Origin of the sequence: Serratia sp. UGAL515B_01, from assembly GCF_033095805.1 — a bacterium.
Classification (GTDB): domain Bacteria; phylum Pseudomonadota; class Gammaproteobacteria; order Enterobacterales; family Enterobacteriaceae; genus Chania.
This window is the reverse complement of the sequence record NZ_CP109901.1, coordinates 2,433,304-2,447,480: the sequence shown is the minus strand read 5'-3', so window position 1 is coordinate 2,447,480 and position 14,177 is coordinate 2,433,304. Positions and strand designations below refer to the sequence as shown.

General features: G+C 48.0%; 14 protein-coding genes. 7 read left to right on the top strand and 7 right to left on the bottom strand.

What is annotated here, in order from left to right; translation table 11 throughout:
- The first annotated feature begins 64 nt into the window (after positions 1-64).
- Both upp and uraA read left to right on the top strand, forming a co-directional pair.
- Positions 65-691 (top strand): uracil phosphoribosyltransferase, encoded by a 627-nt coding sequence (upp, locus tag OK023_RS11005; RefSeq protein WP_317692768.1) that lies wholly within the window; start codon positions 65-67, stop codon positions 689-691.
- A gap of 134 nt (positions 692-825) precedes the next feature.
- Positions 826-2,115 (top strand): uracil permease, encoded by a 1,290-nt coding sequence (gene uraA / locus OK023_RS11000; RefSeq protein WP_317692767.1) that lies wholly within the window; start codon positions 826-828, stop codon positions 2,113-2,115.
- Positions 2,116-2,255: 140 nt separating this feature from the next.
- Here the strand turns inward: uraA and OK023_RS10995 are convergent, their stop codons facing one another.
- The gene (locus OK023_RS10995) at positions 2,256-3,317 is read right to left on the bottom strand and encodes a haloacid dehalogenase-like hydrolase (protein WP_317692766.1); all 1,062 of its coding nucleotides are present in this window, start codon (positions 3,315-3,317) and stop codon (positions 2,256-2,258) included.
- 368 nt (positions 3,318-3,685) lie between these two features.
- Complete coding sequence (locus OK023_RS10990; protein ID WP_317692765.1) at positions 3,686-3,982, bottom strand: hypothetical protein; 297 nt, start codon at positions 3,980-3,982, stop codon at positions 3,686-3,688.
- Here OK023_RS10990 and hda point away from each other — a divergent pair.
- Positions 3,898-4,599 (top strand): DnaA inactivator Hda, encoded by a 702-nt coding sequence (hda, locus tag OK023_RS10985; protein ID WP_317697656.1) that lies wholly within the window; start codon positions 3,898-3,900, stop codon positions 4,597-4,599. The two genes, OK023_RS10990 and hda, sit on opposite strands and share 85 nt — an antisense overlap.
- A gap of 213 nt (positions 4,600-4,812) precedes the next feature.
- On the opposite strand, the gene OK023_RS10980 is transcribed toward hda, so the two are convergent.
- From OK023_RS10980 to OK023_RS10970, 3 genes are all read right to left on the bottom strand, one after another.
- Positions 4,813-6,528 carry a SulP family inorganic anion transporter gene (locus OK023_RS10980; RefSeq protein ID WP_317692764.1) on the bottom strand — a complete coding sequence of 572 codons (1,716 nt, stop codon included), beginning with the start codon at positions 6,526-6,528 and terminating at the stop codon, positions 4,813-4,815.
- A 90-nt stretch (positions 6,529-6,618) separates the two neighbouring features.
- Positions 6,619-6,972 carry an arsenate reductase (glutaredoxin) gene (gene arsC / locus OK023_RS10975; protein ID WP_317692763.1) on the bottom strand — a complete coding sequence of 118 codons (354 nt, stop codon included), beginning with the start codon at positions 6,970-6,972 and terminating at the stop codon, positions 6,619-6,621.
- A gap of 21 nt (positions 6,973-6,993) precedes the next feature.
- Positions 6,994-8,463 (bottom strand): M48 family metallopeptidase, encoded by a 1,470-nt coding sequence (locus tag OK023_RS10970; RefSeq protein WP_317692762.1) that lies wholly within the window; start codon positions 8,461-8,463, stop codon positions 6,994-6,996.
- A gap of 399 nt (positions 8,464-8,862) precedes the next feature.
- Between OK023_RS10970 and OK023_RS10965 the strand changes: the two genes are divergently transcribed.
- Complete coding sequence (locus OK023_RS10965; protein ID WP_317692761.1) at positions 8,863-9,927, top strand: AI-2E family transporter; 1,065 nt, start codon at positions 8,863-8,865, stop codon at positions 9,925-9,927.
- A 58-nt stretch (positions 9,928-9,985) separates the two neighbouring features.
- Here OK023_RS10965 and bcp read toward each other — a convergent pair whose 3' ends face one another.
- Both bcp and OK023_RS10955 read right to left on the bottom strand, forming a co-directional pair.
- Positions 9,986-10,450: a thioredoxin-dependent thiol peroxidase gene (gene bcp / locus OK023_RS10960; RefSeq protein ID WP_317692760.1), complete on the bottom strand. Its 465-nt coding sequence runs from the start codon at positions 10,448-10,450 to the stop codon at positions 9,986-9,988.
- 2 nt (positions 10,451-10,452) lie between these two features.
- Positions 10,453-11,058, bottom strand: a complete 606-nt coding sequence (locus OK023_RS10955) for a glycine cleavage system transcriptional repressor (protein ID WP_317697653.1) — start codon at positions 11,056-11,058, stop codon at positions 10,453-10,455.
- A 109-nt stretch (positions 11,059-11,167) separates the two neighbouring features.
- Here OK023_RS10955 and dapA point away from each other — a divergent pair, with 109 nt between their 5' ends.
- The 3 genes from dapA to purC all read left to right on the top strand — a co-directional run bounded on the left by dapA (position 11,168) and on the right by purC (position 14,144).
- Positions 11,168-12,049: a 4-hydroxy-tetrahydrodipicolinate synthase gene (gene dapA / locus OK023_RS10950; RefSeq protein ID WP_317692759.1), complete on the top strand. Its 882-nt coding sequence runs from the start codon at positions 11,168-11,170 to the stop codon at positions 12,047-12,049.
- 16 nt (positions 12,050-12,065) lie between these two features.
- On the top strand, positions 12,066-13,118 hold the full coding sequence (gene bamC / locus OK023_RS10945; protein ID WP_317692758.1) for an outer membrane protein assembly factor BamC: 1,053 nt from the start codon (positions 12,066-12,068) through the stop codon (positions 13,116-13,118).
- Between the two features lie 312 nt (positions 13,119-13,430).
- Entirely contained in the window at positions 13,431-14,144 is a 714-nt protein-coding gene (gene purC, locus OK023_RS10940) for a phosphoribosylaminoimidazolesuccinocarboxamide synthase (RefSeq protein ID WP_317692757.1), read from the top strand.
- Positions 14,145-14,177 lie beyond the last annotated feature (33 nt).

Below are 14,177 nucleotides of genomic sequence, written 5' to 3'. Positions count from 1 at the left end.
TGACAAAAAGGCGTTATAATCCCGCGGTTTTTTGGCCGTCAATCGCCTTAATAGGAGAAAAATAATGAAGATCGTTGAGGTGAAACACCCGCTGGTTAAACACAAGCTTGGTCTGATGCGTGAACATGATATTAGTACTAAACGCTTTCGTGAGCTGGCTTCCGAAGTGGGTAGTTTGCTGACCTATGAAGCGACTGCCGATCTGCTGACGGAAAAAGTGACCATCGAAGGTTGGTGCGGGCCAGTTGAAGTTGAACAGATAAAAGGGAAAAAAATTACCGTTGTGCCAATTCTGCGTGCAGGGTTAGGCATGATGGAAGGGGTACTTGAGCACGTGCCGAGCGCACGCATCAGCGTGGTTGGTGTGTATCGTGACGAAGAAACCTTGGAGCCGGTGCCGTATTTCCAGAAACTGGTATCCAATATTGCTGAACGCATGGCGTTGGTTGTTGACCCGATGTTGGCTACTGGCGGTTCGATGATCGCGACTATCGATCTGCTGAAAAAAGCCGGTTGTAGCAGTATCAAGGTATTGGTATTGGTTGCTGCTCCAGAAGGGATCGCTGCACTGGAGAAAGCACACCCTGATGTTGAGTTATATACCGCCTCTATTGACCAGTGCTTGAACGAAAAAGGTTATATCGTTCCTGGTTTAGGCGATGCGGGCGATAAGATATTTGGGACTAAATAAATATAAGCCGACCAGAGAGTCGGCTTTTTTACGTTCTTTTTTCAGGTTTCTGCACCATTGGTGGCGCCCTGAAATTAGTAGAACATTTATTACTACGTTTACACGACTGAAAATAACTCAGAGGAAAAGACAACATGACCCGTCGCGCCATTGGCGTTAGCGAACGTCCGCCGCTGTTACAGACAATTCCACTTAGCTTCCAGCACCTCTTCGCCATGTTTGGCGCGACGGTACTGGTGCCAATCTTGTTCAAGATCAACCCGGCGACCGTCCTGCTGTTTAACGGCATTGGTACGTTGTTGTATTTATTCATCTGTAAGGGCAAGATCCCGGCCTATCTCGGTTCCAGCTTTGCATTTATATCACCAGTGCTGCTGCTGTTGCCGTTGGGTTATGAGGTTGCTCTCGGCGGCTTTATTATGTGCGGTGTACTGTTCTGTCTGGTAGCTCTGATCGTCAAGAAGGCGGGTACAGGCTGGCTGGATGTGATGTTTCCACCTGCGGCGATGGGCGCAATTGTTGCCGTGATCGGTTTGGAATTAGCCGGTGTGGCAGCCAATATGGCCGGATTGCTGCCTGCTGAAGGTACAGCAGCAGACAGCACTACTATCACAATTTCACTGGTGACGCTGGGCGTAACGGTATTAGGTTCGGTGTTGTTCCGTGGTTTTCTGGCCATTATCCCGATCCTGATTGGCGTATTGGTGGGTTATGGGTTGTCGTTCTTTATGGGCGTGGTAGATCTAACGCCAATTCGTGAAGCACACTGGTTTGCCTTGCCAACCTTCTATACGCCGCGCTTTGAGTGGTTTGCTATCTTTACTATCCTGCCAGCGGCACTGGTAGTGATTGCCGAGCACGTTGGCCATCTTGTAGTAACAGCAAACATCGTCAAGAAAGATTTGCTGCGCGATCCTGGTTTGCATCGTTCAATGTTCGCTAATGGTATCTCGACCGTGATTTCCGGTTTTTTTGGGTCAACCCCCAATACTACCTATGGAGAGAATATTGGTGTTATGGCGATCACCAAAGTTTACAGCACCTGGGTGATCGGCGGTGCGGCCATTCTGGCTATTCTGCTTTCTTGTGTGGGCAAGCTGGCGGCGGCGATCCAGGCCGTACCTGTGCCGGTTATGGGCGGCGTTTCTCTTCTGCTTTATGGTGTGATTGGTGCTTCGGGGATACGTGTCTTGATTGAATCCAAAGTAGATTACAACAAAGCACAAAACCTGATCTTGACTTCGGTGATCCTGATTATCGGCGTTAGCGGTGCCAAGGTGCATATTGGTGCGGCAGAATTGAAAGGTATGGCGCTGGCAACGATCGTTGGGATTGGGCTGAGCCTGCTGTTTAAACTGATCAGTCTGTACCGTAAGGAAGAAGAGGTAATCGATGTGCCAGAAGAGCGGTCAGATCATAAATAACGTGTAACATTGGCATATTAACGGCGGGTATATATAAAAATAATTCGAGTTGCTTGATGAAAAACGCAATGAAATTTGTCAAGCAACTTGAATTATGACAAGTATACAGCTAAAAAAGGTGAATGCCCGCCTTTATCGATTTATTCAATATCTTGTTGGTTAACGATGATCCAGTTTTTATCGGCGGTGGGTTGTTGGCCTAATGTTTTTTGCTGTTTTATCGCTTCCTGCTGTAATTGCGAGAGTTTTTTCAGGGTTTCTGGATTTCTGCTGATCCACAACCGTTTCCCAATTTGAGCATCGGTGCTGTTCAATAGCATATAGGTATCGGAGTAAAGCGTATCACCACCCACTAAAACCGGTTTTTTCCATTGGTCAATGTAGCCGATAATACTACCAGCTTTGCCTTCGAACCAGGTCATTGGGTTAACAATATAAGGTGTGATAGTCAGGTCTTGGTTTTTTTCCGGAAGGTAATTGTTCGTTTTTATCTGCTTGCGTGCGGTGGTCAGCTCGCCTGTTTTTGGGTTGAGCAACAGGGTATTGATGCCGATAACATTTTGCGGTTTTACGTTATAGCCATATTTAGGGTTGCTGGCTACCATGCGTACTAACTCTTCGTGCGCAGCGCTCATAATGTATACTTCAATACCGTTTTCCTGCAATTTTGCAAAGAGTTGCTGCATACCTGGTAATGGGCGTGGAGGTTCAACATTCTTTTCTTCTAATTTATTTTTTTTTATGTATTTAACGGGTATTTTACCCTTAAGTGACATAAGCTCATCAACCTGCTGATTTAATTCCCTTAAGGTAAAACCTGAAAAAATCTGCGCAGCCCAAGGGTAACAGATTAAATCATCCATTTCACAAAGGCGATGATAGTAGCTATATAAGCTTTCTGCCTCACCGAGACTGTCATTAAATGGTATTAATATTAACGAAGGATCTATTTTCTCTCTTTTCAAAATACCTTTGTTTTCCATGTAGGGAATGAGCGACTCCTCCAAGTCATTTTTATAAGTGGTATTATCCATATCGAAAACGGCAAAGTCACCTTTATTAGCCCTTTCACCGATCATTTCACTCAGCTGTTTGGCTTGTTCCTTAGGCCAATGAGTTAACTCTGTTGTGTGTGCGGTGAAGCTGAAAAAAGCCGTTAAAAAAGCTATCGACAAATACATTCTTTTTTTGATTTTAAACATGAATACTCCCTCTTTTATTAATTTAACATTTTAGTGATTATATATAGAGATTTAGACGAAATGTGGGGGTGGATCGCAAATTTAGTGACTTAATCGTTCGGTGATTTAATATTAAATTGAGCGTGTGAATATGTTTGTTTTAATATATATACCCAAAATAATTCGGGCCGCATGTAGGCGGCAAGTCTGAGAGTCGCCAAGAGCATAGTTCACTATGTGACTGGTGCGAACAGGACGAAACCAACCCCCAAGCAACTTGAAGAGTGAAGGGTATACTCAGGTTTGCTCAATGTGTTAACCGGACGACAAACCGGTCAAGGCCGATTTGAATAGCACATGTGATTTTCCAAGCGCCGCCGCCGAGTAACTCAGCTTACACCGCTGTAGCTTGAATAGGATATCGCTGAAATATAGTTGGGTGGTGGAAGAGCGAACGAGAACCGGGATTGTTTTAGCTGGATAGGCAGGTTTTGGGGTAAAAATTGTATTGGTGTCATTGTTCTCACTGCGGGTTCAACAGCACTTGGTTTATGTGGTAGACTTGCCGTGTTTTTATGCCAGTTTTGGTTGAGGTGCTTTTCTGAATACGCCGGCACAGCTTTCACTGCCACTTTATCTTCCTGATGATGAAACTTTTGCCAGTTTTTATCCGGGCGAAAACCCATCCTTATTAGCTGCGCTTCAATCCGCCATCCATCAGGAATATGGCGGCTATATCTATTTCTGGTCACGCGAGGGCGGGGGACGCAGTCATCTGTTGCATGCATCCTGTGCCGAACTTTCGCAACGTGGTGATGCGGTAGGTTATGTTCCTCTGGATAAACGGGCTTACTTCGTGCCAGAAGTACTGGACGGCATGGAACAGCTGGCTTTGGTGTGTATCGATAACATCGAGTGTATCGCCGGTGATGAAGCGTGGGAAATGGCGATTTTCAACCTCTATAACCGTATTTTAGAGACAGGCCGCACCCGCTTGTTTATTACTGGCGATCGCCCACCTCGCCAGTTAAATCTGCATCTGCCCGATCTGGCTTCACGTCTTGACTGGGGGCAAATCTATAAGCTTCAACCTCTGTCCGACGAAGAGAAACTTTTGGCATTGCAATTGCGTGCCAAGTTACGTGGTTTTGAACTGCCTGAAGACGTTGGGCGTTTTTTGTTAAAGCGCTTGGATCGTGAAATGCGTACGCTATTTATGACACTGGATCAACTTGATCGGGCCTCTATTACCGCTCAGCGCAAATTGACTATTCCGTTCGTAAAGGAAATCTTGAACTTGTAAGCGCCCTGCTTATGGCCGTTTCAGGTATTCACCTTTCTTATTATACTCGTCATACTTCAAGTCGCATGGGCGTTGGCTTTTTTACTCCGCTCCTTCGAGCTCAGCACAAAAGACGATGTCTGACATCTTGTTGGGGCAAACTGCCCCTCCCATTGTAGGGATTTAAAGGGGGCAGTTCAGCCAACAGGCTTCACCGGCAGGAGTTGCAAAGAGTTATTCCGGGTTTGTTTCCCCTTCCTCCTTGCTCTCTTTGCTTTGAATAAGCCCTAATGCCAGATACAGGTCAGGAACCAGGATCAGATCCTGTTCCTTATCTTCTGAACGATTAATGCGAAACCACCGGGTCAATTCGGTTCGACGACCTGCAAGTACCAGGCTGATACCACGTAATTTGAGATCTTGTTTCAACTCGTCGATAGCCGCGAGCACGCTGACATCGGCATGGGTGAAGCTGGCTACGGCATCAATCACCACCCAGCGAGGTTGCAAAGGTGAGCTTTCCACCAGACTGATGATCCGCCGTTTGAAATAGGCGACGTTAAAATAAGTTAATGGGGAATTAAAGCGGTACATCATGACGCCGTCGACCGGTTTAATGCCGTTACTGCTGTCAATCGAGTGGATCAAGCCTTGATCATTTACCCCAAGCAACTGTTCTGTAGGCCGGAAGACAGTCTGTAGAAACTGCAGCAAACCCAGTAGAACCGCCAATCCAATGCCGGGAATGATCCCCACCAAAAGTACGCTCAAGAAAGTAAACAGTGCAAGACTGAACGCGCGGCGATTGCGCTTACGTAACCGGAAGATGCTACGCATATCCAACAGCGACCAAGAGGCGTAAATCAGAACCACCCCGAGCACGGCAATAGGAATAAATTGCAGCGGTTTGCTAAAAAAAACGACCACCAGAGAAATTGCCAAAGCAGCAATCACCGAAACTAATTGGCTCTTGCCCCCGTTGGCATCGTTCACGGCGGTACGGGAATTGGCTCCACTAATAGCAAATCCCTGTGAAAGCCCGGAGACGATATTCACTAACCCTAGAGCCCGAAACTCATGATCAGCATCAACCTCATAGCCATTTTTTGCCGCAAAGCTGCGTACGGTCAGCATCATACTGACGAAACTAACGACCGCGAGGTTTAAAGCGGGGATTACCAAATCACGCAGTAACCCTGGCTTAAAGTCTGGCCATTCCACCATTGGCAACCCTCCACCGGTATAGGCTGAAACCGTTTCTACACCAAAACGCGGTAAATTAGCGCCCCAGGTCAAACAGGTAATCAGCACAACGGCGAAGAGGGGGGCTGGCCAGTTGGGCCGGCAATAACGAACACCAAGCAGGATCAGCAGTGTCAGCAGCGAGACTCCGACCGTCGGTAAATGGCTGTTGAGTAAGTTTCCTGGTAGCGCGTAAATGCGTTCAATCAACTCACTTGAAGGGGATGCATACCCAAACACCTTGCTAATCTGGTTAACGATAATCGTCAATGCCACGCCGTTCAATAACCCGTTCAAGATTGGACGTGACAGTAGGTCGGCAATTGCTCCCAGTTTGAAGCGGCTGGCAATCAGGCACCATGTTCCCATCATCAGGGTCATAACGATAGTCAGTTGCCAGTGGAGTTCGGTATTGCCAGCGGCAAGTGGCGCCACAACGGCGGCAATAACTGCGCATGTTGCTGCGTCTGGGCCGACGATCAGTTGACGTGAAGATCCAAAAATAGCGTAGGCGATCATCGGCAAAATGCAGGAGTAAAGGCCGACAATTGCACTCACACCGGCCAACTCGGCGTAAGCAATCGCCACTGGCAATGCAACCGCAGCCACCGAGAGGCCCGCGCGGATATCAGGTTTCAACCAACTACGTTCATAAGCCAACAGGTTCATCAGGCCTGGGGCAATACTTTCAAGGGATTTCCGCTGCATATATCTTCCATCAGACAAGGTAATAGGAATGTATACTCGTCACCATTCAAACTGCAGCGGTGTTGGCTGCGTTACGCGTCCCCTGCGTAGTTAAATAATTTCCAGCACTTGCTCCGGTGGCCTTCCAATACGCACTTTGCTACCGTTCACAACAATAGGGCGTTCAATCAGTTTTGGATTTTCCACCATCGCAGTAAGCAGTTGCTCTTCGTTCAGGGTGTCATCAGCCAGTTTCAGCTCTTTGTAGAGCTCTTCTTTTGTGCGCATAAGCTGTCGTGCCGTGTTGAAACCCAGTTCTTTCAACAAATTCTTTAATTCACCTACCGAAGGAGGTGTTTCAAGATATAAAACCACTTGTGGTTCTATACCATGTTGCTCTAGCAACGCCAGCGTTTCACGGCTCTTTGAACAGCGAGGGTTGTGGTAAATAGTGATGTTGTTCATTTCAATCATTCCTTGTTCAAATCAGTTACGCTGGAATTTACTGAAGGCCATTTGCAACTGGCGCAGTTGGTCTATGCGTGCATCATAACGAGCCTGATTAAGGCTACCGAGTTTTTGCAATGAACTGGCGTTGCTGAGTAAGTCGATCGCCTGATCAAAACGCCCCTCTAATGCTAGGCTTTCTGCTCGAGCAGACAGTTCTTCGTCGCGTAATCCTTGCGCGGCATTAGCCTGAGCCAGCAGGTTCCAACCGTTGGGATCGTCCGGGTAGGTAAAGGTGTAGCGGTTGAGGATCTTTGATGCCTGAGCAGGTTGATTACTCTCAACGTAAGCATTGGCCAGGTTGAGCAGTAACACCGGATTTTTGCTTTGTGCGGCGTTGACGGCTTCCAGGCGGGCAACTGCCTGCGAGGACATATTCTGACCGAGATCGATGTCGGTCATCAGATCTAGCAACCAGACGTTTTTCGGATCTTTTGCCAGCAAGGGTTGAATAGTATTACGTGCTTCAGCGTACTTTTTCGCATCGTAGAATTGGAGCGCACGGCCATACTTCGCTGCCATTTGCTCTCTTACATTACCTTTGCTGTATCTTTCCAGTCGTTCATCGGTCAATCCGTAGTCTTTCGAACTGTACATGCCAAGAGTACGTACCTTGGCCAGCAGGTAGTCCTGGCTGGATTGCACGATATTGCGTGTCATCTGATTAGCACGGTTCCGCGCGTCAGAGAGGCGGCTGTCAGGCAGAGGATGTGTCAGCAACATCTCTGGCGGTTTTGAAGAATAACGGGACTGATCGGCCAGTTTTTGCAGGAAGTCAGGCATGGCTTCCGGATCAAATCCTGACCGCTGCAATACCTGAATACCAATACGATCGGCCTCTTGCTCATTGGCTTGGGTGAAACTGATAGCGCCCTGTTGCGCTCCAGCCAAGGTACCACTCAAGGCGGCGATTCCCATGGTAGGATTCGCCATCGCCAAGAATATAGAACCCAGCGCACCAACCCAAGTCAGTGGCGCATTACGCTGCTGATCCTCTATGGCTCGAGCCAGGTGGCGTTGGGTTACGTGTGAGATTTCGTGTGCCAGCACCGAGGCCAGTTGGCTCTCGGTGTCGGTTTCACGAAATAATGCCGAATGCAGTACAACATTACCGCCGAAGAAGGCGAAGGCATTTATTGCATCGTTACGCACCAGAAAGAAATGAAATGGTGTTCTTACCGAATAGGCATTTGCCACCAGCCGTTTACCCAACTGGTTGATATACTGGGTTAATAAAGGATCGGTGATTAATGGAGCATTGGCACGCATTTGGCGTAAATAAAAATCACCCATAACTTGTTCTTGTGCAATGCTCAATGTTCCTCCGGCGGTTGTACCTATATCCGGTAGCTGGTCTTGTGTTTGTGCATTAACCGGCGCCAGTGCAGAAGCACTCAGGGTGCCGAGCAGTAAAACGACTAAAACTGTTTGGGTGAACCGGGTGTCCATAGTTAGGAGTTTCCCTCAAATAAATCATCAACTACCAAAGTGTCATCATCACATAAGAGTTATTCTTCCGTGCCTGACTCTCTAGTACAATCCGTGCGAGAGTGCATTAGCTCACCAGATAATCTTCTTGTGGGCCTTACGCCTAAGTGGCGCTATCAGATCATAATAGCCAGCCACCGCCGACAATGAAATGTTTGTCCGGCGATATAATTGTCGTCTCTCGAACTGGCTACTTTGCGGTCTCTTTCAGCTCACGGGTATAAGCTATTTGAAATTGTGTCAAAACAAACAAATAGGGCAACATAATAAATCGCCGTGCGTACATAGAGGCACAGGCTGGAGTGATGCCCCTAAACGGCAGTCGCCCACTTGTATTGATAAAATAAGGAGTAATCTCTGATGTTAGAGATGTTGTTACAGTGGTATCGGCGCCGTTTTACCGATCCGCAGGCCGTTGCATTGTTGGTCATCCTGATAGCCGGTTTCTGCATTCTCTATTTTCTGCATGGTATCTTGGCACCTTTGCTGGTGGCGATTGTGCTCGCTTACCTGCTGGAGTGGCCTACGGCGCGCTTGCAGCGACTGGGTTTTTCGCGTACTTGGGCGGCGAGTATGGTGTTGATCGTGTTTGGCGGAATTACCTTATTGTTGGTCTTTGTGGTTGCGCCAACTGCTTGGCAGCAGGGGATCAATCTGATGACCGACTTACCCAGTATGCTCAACCAGTTCTATGACTATGCGACGACCTTGCCGAAACGTTATCCGGCACTGGTGGATGTAGGCATTATTGATATGATGGCAGAAAACCTGCGTGGGCGGTTGTCTGGCATGGGGGAGTCAGTGGTGAAATTCTCGCTGGCCTCCTTGGTAGGGTTACTGACCTTGGCTATCTATCTGATCCTGGTGCCGTTGATGGTGTTCTTCCTGTTGAAGGATAAAGAACAGATGATCAATGCGTTACGCCGGGTCTTGCCGCGTGACCGTGGGCTTGCCGGACAGGTATGGACCGAGATGAATCAGCAGATCACCAACTATATTCGCGGTAAGGTGATGGAGATGCTGATTGTAGGCGTTGCAACCTATCTGGTGTTCTTCATCTTGGATATGCGTTACTCCTTGTTACTGGCCGTGCTGGTGGGTGTTTCTGTTTTGGTCCCTTATATCGGTGCCGTTCTAGTGACGATACCGGTGGTCGTAGTGGCGATGTTCCAATGGGGGATAGGTGCTGATTTTTGGACGCTGATTATTGCTTATCTGGTGGTGCAGGCATTGGATGGTAATCTGTTGGTACCGATCCTGTTCTCTGAAGCGGTCAACCTGCACCCGTTGGTGATTATTCTTTCGGTTATTATTTTTGGTGGTTTGTGGGGATTCTGGGGAGTTTTCTTTGCTATTCCTTTGGCAACGTTGGTGAAAGCAGTGATCCACGCGTGGCCGGATGAGTTGCTGGTTGAAAGTCATTAAGGTGCACAGCCTAAAATAAAGCGCAGCAAACCTGTTTGCTGCGCTTGGGATAGGATTATTACTGTTTGAGGTAATCCATCACGATATCGTGATGGTTAGTGGTCTTGAAATCATCAAACACTTTTTCAACTTTGCCGTTGGCGTCGATCAGGAAGCTGATACGATGGATGCCATCATAGGTTTTGCCCATGAAGGTTTTTTCACCCCATACCCCAAACTGCTGTGCGACCTGATGATTTTCATCAGATAACAATGTGAAGTTGAGCAATTCTTTCTCGGCAAAACGTGACAATTTTTCAGGTTTATCGGTACTGATGCCAAGCACTTCGACACCCGCCTTTTTAAACTCATCCATGTTGTCCCGCAACCCACAGGCCTGTACGGTGCAACCCGGCGTCATGGCTTTAGGATAAAAATAAACAAGGACTCGTTGTCCTTGGAAGTCTGCCAAACTAATTTCCTCGCCATCCTGGTCTGGTAAACTAAAGCTTGGCGCTGTATCACCGGCTTTCAATGGGCTCATCACTACTCTCCATCTTTTTCGTCATGCTGCGGATAATTCGCAACGCTAATACTGCCTTGTGCATTCAATTCTGTACATAGGCGATAGAAAGCTTGTTCAATATTTGATGCATTCTGGTCCCCAGAACTATGGGCGGTGATCTGGATATAGAGTTGGGGAGGCAAGCCTTTTTGTGCCGGTTGGGTTCGAGACACTAATTCAGCGATGTTCATCTGTTTAGTGTCAAACAGACCGGTAAAACGCTCAATAATATGCGGGGAGTCTCTAACTTCGACTTGTACCCATACCGTTGCCGGCATCGGTGGCCTTTCTTGCGAGTTTGTGCGTTTCATCACGATCAGTAAATCCAACTCTGCTCCTTTTTGCGGCAAAGTTGACTCAATCAGGGTGATTGCGTTCCAACCGCCGGAGAGCAGCATGATGAAGGTAAACTCTTCACCCAGCATGGCCAGACGGCTATCTTCGATATTGCACCCACAGCTGCTGACGTGGCGGGTGATGGTATTGACGATACCGGGGCGATCCGCACCCAGTGCAGTAATCACAAGATAGTGTTCATCTGGCTTAGGCAAAATATAGCTTCCTGTCGTGCTCAATGGGGTTATCATGGTAAACATAAAAAAAACCGCCTGCCAAGCGCTTACAACACGTTGTTTGCTTGCTTTTGGATAGGTGTCAAAAGTACCATGAGTAACTTGTTTGTAGAGGAGACGGCCAATGTTTACGGGAAGTATTGTTGCACTAGTGACGCCGATGGATGACAAAGGTGCTGTCGATCGTGCGAGCCTCAAAAAACTGATTGATTACCATGTAGCCTGTGGGACTGCAGCTATCGTTTCCGTCGGGACTACCGGTGAGTCTGCTACGCTTGCCCATGATGAACATATCGATTTGGTATTGCAGACTCTGGAACTGGCCGACGGCCGAATTCCAATCATTGCCGGGACCGGCGCCAATGCCACCAGCGAAGCCATTTCACTGACTCAACGTCTCACTAATACGGGCGTAGTAGGTTGCCTTACGGTAACTCCTTACTACAACAAGCCTACTCAAGAAGGTCTGTATCAGCATTTTAAAGCCATTGCTGAAAGTACCGATCTGCCACAAATCCTTTATAACGTGCCTTCACGTACCGGTTGTGATCTGCTCCCGCCAACCATCGCACGTTTAGCCAAAATCAGAAATATTGTCTCTGTGAAAGAAGCCTCAGGGAACTTAAGTCGTGTTAGTCAGATCCAACTGCTGGTTGATGATGAAGATTTCACTTTACTGAGCGGTGACGACGCCAGCGGTTTGGACTTCATGCAACTGGGGGGCAAAGGGGTGATCTCAGTGACTGCCAACGTGGCCGCGCGCGAAATGGTGGAACTTTGCCGCTTGGCAGCGCAAGGCAACTTTGCCGAAGCTCGCCGCTTGAATCAGCGCTTGATGCCGTTGCATCAGGATTTGTTTGTAGAAGCAAACCCAATTCCGGTGAAATGGGCCTGTAAAGCATTGGGATTGATGGCAACAGATACGATGCGTCTGCCTATGACGCCGTTGACTGACGCTGCTCGTCCTGTTGTGGAACGTGCGTTGAAAAGCGCCGGTTTGCTGTAACTCTTAGGAAAATTTGATGGCTTATTCATTGCAAAAGTCGATGGTAGCAAAAGTCGTGGGCATAGCGCTTGTCATGACGCTGGCGGCGTGCTCTTCCGATCAGCGTTACAAACGCCAGGTCAGTGGGGATGAATCATACCTTGATGCTGCCCCCCTAAAACAGTTAAACGCACCGTCCGGCCTTATTCTGCCGGTACAAACGGGTGACTATAACGTGCCGGTAAGTGCGCAGAAAGGCCAAACAGGCAAGCAACTGGATATTCGTCCTCCTGTACAGCCGCTTGCTCTATTGAGTGGTTCTCGCGGGCAAAATACGAGTGATAGCGGTACGTTGCTGTTTGAAAATAGCCCGAAAAACCAGAATCTATGGCCACGCGTAGCCAGTTTGATTCAGGCGAAAAATATGCCTATTGCTTCTCGCCAGGACGCTGACCAGACGTTGACGACCGATTGGGTCAAGTGGAGCCGGCTGGATGAAGATGACCAGTACGAAGGCCGCTATCAGATCACGGTGGAGCAACAAGGCTATCAACAGGCGCTGGTAGTGAAAACCCTCGAACTTCGCCAACAGGGCAAGACCGATAAGGTGACTAACCCTGTTGAAGTTCAGCGTTACAATAGCATGATGATTAATACTATTGTTGAAGGTTTGGACAAGCAGGAAAATCTGACCAGCAGCCAGACAGCCAAGCGTACAGAAACGCTGGATGTACAAAATGGTACTAACGATGCTGGCCTGCCGATGCTCATCGTGCGTGCACCGTTCCCGGTAGTATGGGAGCGCCTGCCAGCAACACTGGAAAAACTCGGTATGAAGGTACGCGACCGTAGTCGTTCCAAAGGCTCTGTTTCTGTGACCTATAAATCTCCGAGCGCTAAAGATTGGGGTGCAATGGGCGTTAAAGCTCCTGGACTGAAAGATGGCGATTATAAACTGCAGCTCGGTGATTTGAATAACCGTGTCAGTTTGCAATTGCTCGACTCCAAAGGTAAACCGTTGTCTCAGGCGCAAAATGATGCACTGATGCCGGTATTCCAGGCGGCTTTCAGTCAAACAAGCGTTAAATAGTTATCTTGAAGGGGCTATGGCCCCTTTTTGTTTTTTTGCTACGGTATCGTTTGCGTTCCTGATTTATCACAATCTATCCGTTGTTTTTGAAGACGCAGAGTTGATGATTGCATTAATCGCGCCCTTCCAACGGCTGCTTGCATTCATTGGGCAAGTTGGTTTCTGACCGCTTCAGCATTGGGTTGCCGTAAAGCGATTGGGGATAATGATCAGCACGCTAAAGAATTAAATCAGTCAATTTCATACCCGGTAGGTAAGCCATCGACCCACCTTTTGGCCACCGGAAGGTATAACCTTATTGGAGTCACTAAGATGCAAAAGCTAGCTGAGCTGTATCGCGGAAAGGCAAAAACTGTCTACACCACTGAAAACTCGGATCTGTTGGTGTTGGAATTCCGTAACGATACATCAGCATTGGATGGTCAGCGTATTGAACAGTTCGCTCGCAAAGGGATGGTGAACAACAAGTTCAACCATTTCATTATGAGCAAACTGGAAGAGGCGGGGATCCCCACGCAGATGGAGCGCCTGCTGTCAGACAATGAAGTGCTGGTAAAAAAACTGGATATGGTTCCGGTTGAGTGCGTGATCCGCAACCGTGCTGCGGGCTCACTGGTGAAGCGTCTTGGTATTGAAGAGGGTTTGCCACTCAATCCACCGCTGTTTGATCTGTTCCTGAAAAATGATGCCATGCACGATCCTATGGTGAATGAATCCTACTGCGAAACTTTTGGCTGGGTGAGTAAAGCGCATCTGACACGCATGCGTGAGCTGAGTTACAAAGCCAACGAAGTTTTGAGCAAACTGTTTGATGATGCTGGCCTGATTCTGGTCGATTTCAAACTGGAGTTTGGATTGTTCAAGGGAGACGTTGTGTTGGGGGATGAATTCTCGCCAGATGGTTGCCGCCTGTGGGACAAAAAAACGCTGAATAAAATGGATAAGGATCGTTTTCGTCAGAGTCTCGGGGGCTTAATTGAAGCCTACGAAGAAGTCGCTCACCGTATAGGTGTCAAGCTCGACTGATGGTCGTTTAGGCGTTGTTCGCTTATTGCACGC

What these genes read in the sequence shown, in the direction of transcription:
- uraA (WP_317692767.1), top strand. Translation starts at nt 826, where the DNA reads ATGACCCGTCGCGCCATTGGCGTTAGCGAACGTCCGCCGCTGTTACAG.
- OK023_RS10955 (WP_317697653.1), bottom strand. Translation starts at nt 11,058, where the DNA reads ATGATAACCCCATTGAGCACGACAGGAAGCTATATTTTGCCTAAGCCA.
- purC (WP_317692757.1), top strand. Translation starts at nt 13,431, where the DNA reads ATGCAAAAGCTAGCTGAGCTGTATCGCGGAAAGGCAAAAACTGTCTAC.
- arsC (WP_317692763.1), bottom strand. Translation starts at nt 6,972, where the DNA reads ATGAACAACATCACTATTTACCACAACCCTCGCTGTTCAAAGAGCCGT.
- OK023_RS10970 (WP_317692762.1), bottom strand. Translation starts at nt 8,463, where the DNA reads ATGGACACCCGGTTCACCCAAACAGTTTTAGTCGTTTTACTGCTCGGC.
- OK023_RS10980 (WP_317692764.1), bottom strand. Translation starts at nt 6,528, where the DNA reads ATGCAGCGGAAATCCCTTGAAAGTATTGCCCCAGGCCTGATGAACCTG.
- bcp (WP_317692760.1), bottom strand. Translation starts at nt 10,450, where the DNA reads ATGAGCCCATTGAAAGCCGGTGATACAGCGCCAAGCTTTAGTTTACCA.
- OK023_RS10990 (WP_317692765.1), bottom strand. Translation starts at nt 3,982, where the DNA reads ATGGGTTTTCGCCCGGATAAAAACTGGCAAAAGTTTCATCATCAGGAA.
- dapA (WP_317692759.1), top strand. Translation starts at nt 11,168, where the DNA reads ATGTTTACGGGAAGTATTGTTGCACTAGTGACGCCGATGGATGACAAA.
- bamC (WP_317692758.1), top strand. Translation starts at nt 12,066, where the DNA reads ATGGCTTATTCATTGCAAAAGTCGATGGTAGCAAAAGTCGTGGGCATA.
- upp (WP_317692768.1), top strand. Translation starts at nt 65, where the DNA reads ATGAAGATCGTTGAGGTGAAACACCCGCTGGTTAAACACAAGCTTGGT.
- OK023_RS10995 (WP_317692766.1), bottom strand. Translation starts at nt 3,317, where the DNA reads ATGTTTAAAATCAAAAAAAGAATGTATTTGTCGATAGCTTTTTTAACG.
- OK023_RS10965 (WP_317692761.1), top strand. Translation starts at nt 8,863, where the DNA reads ATGTTAGAGATGTTGTTACAGTGGTATCGGCGCCGTTTTACCGATCCG.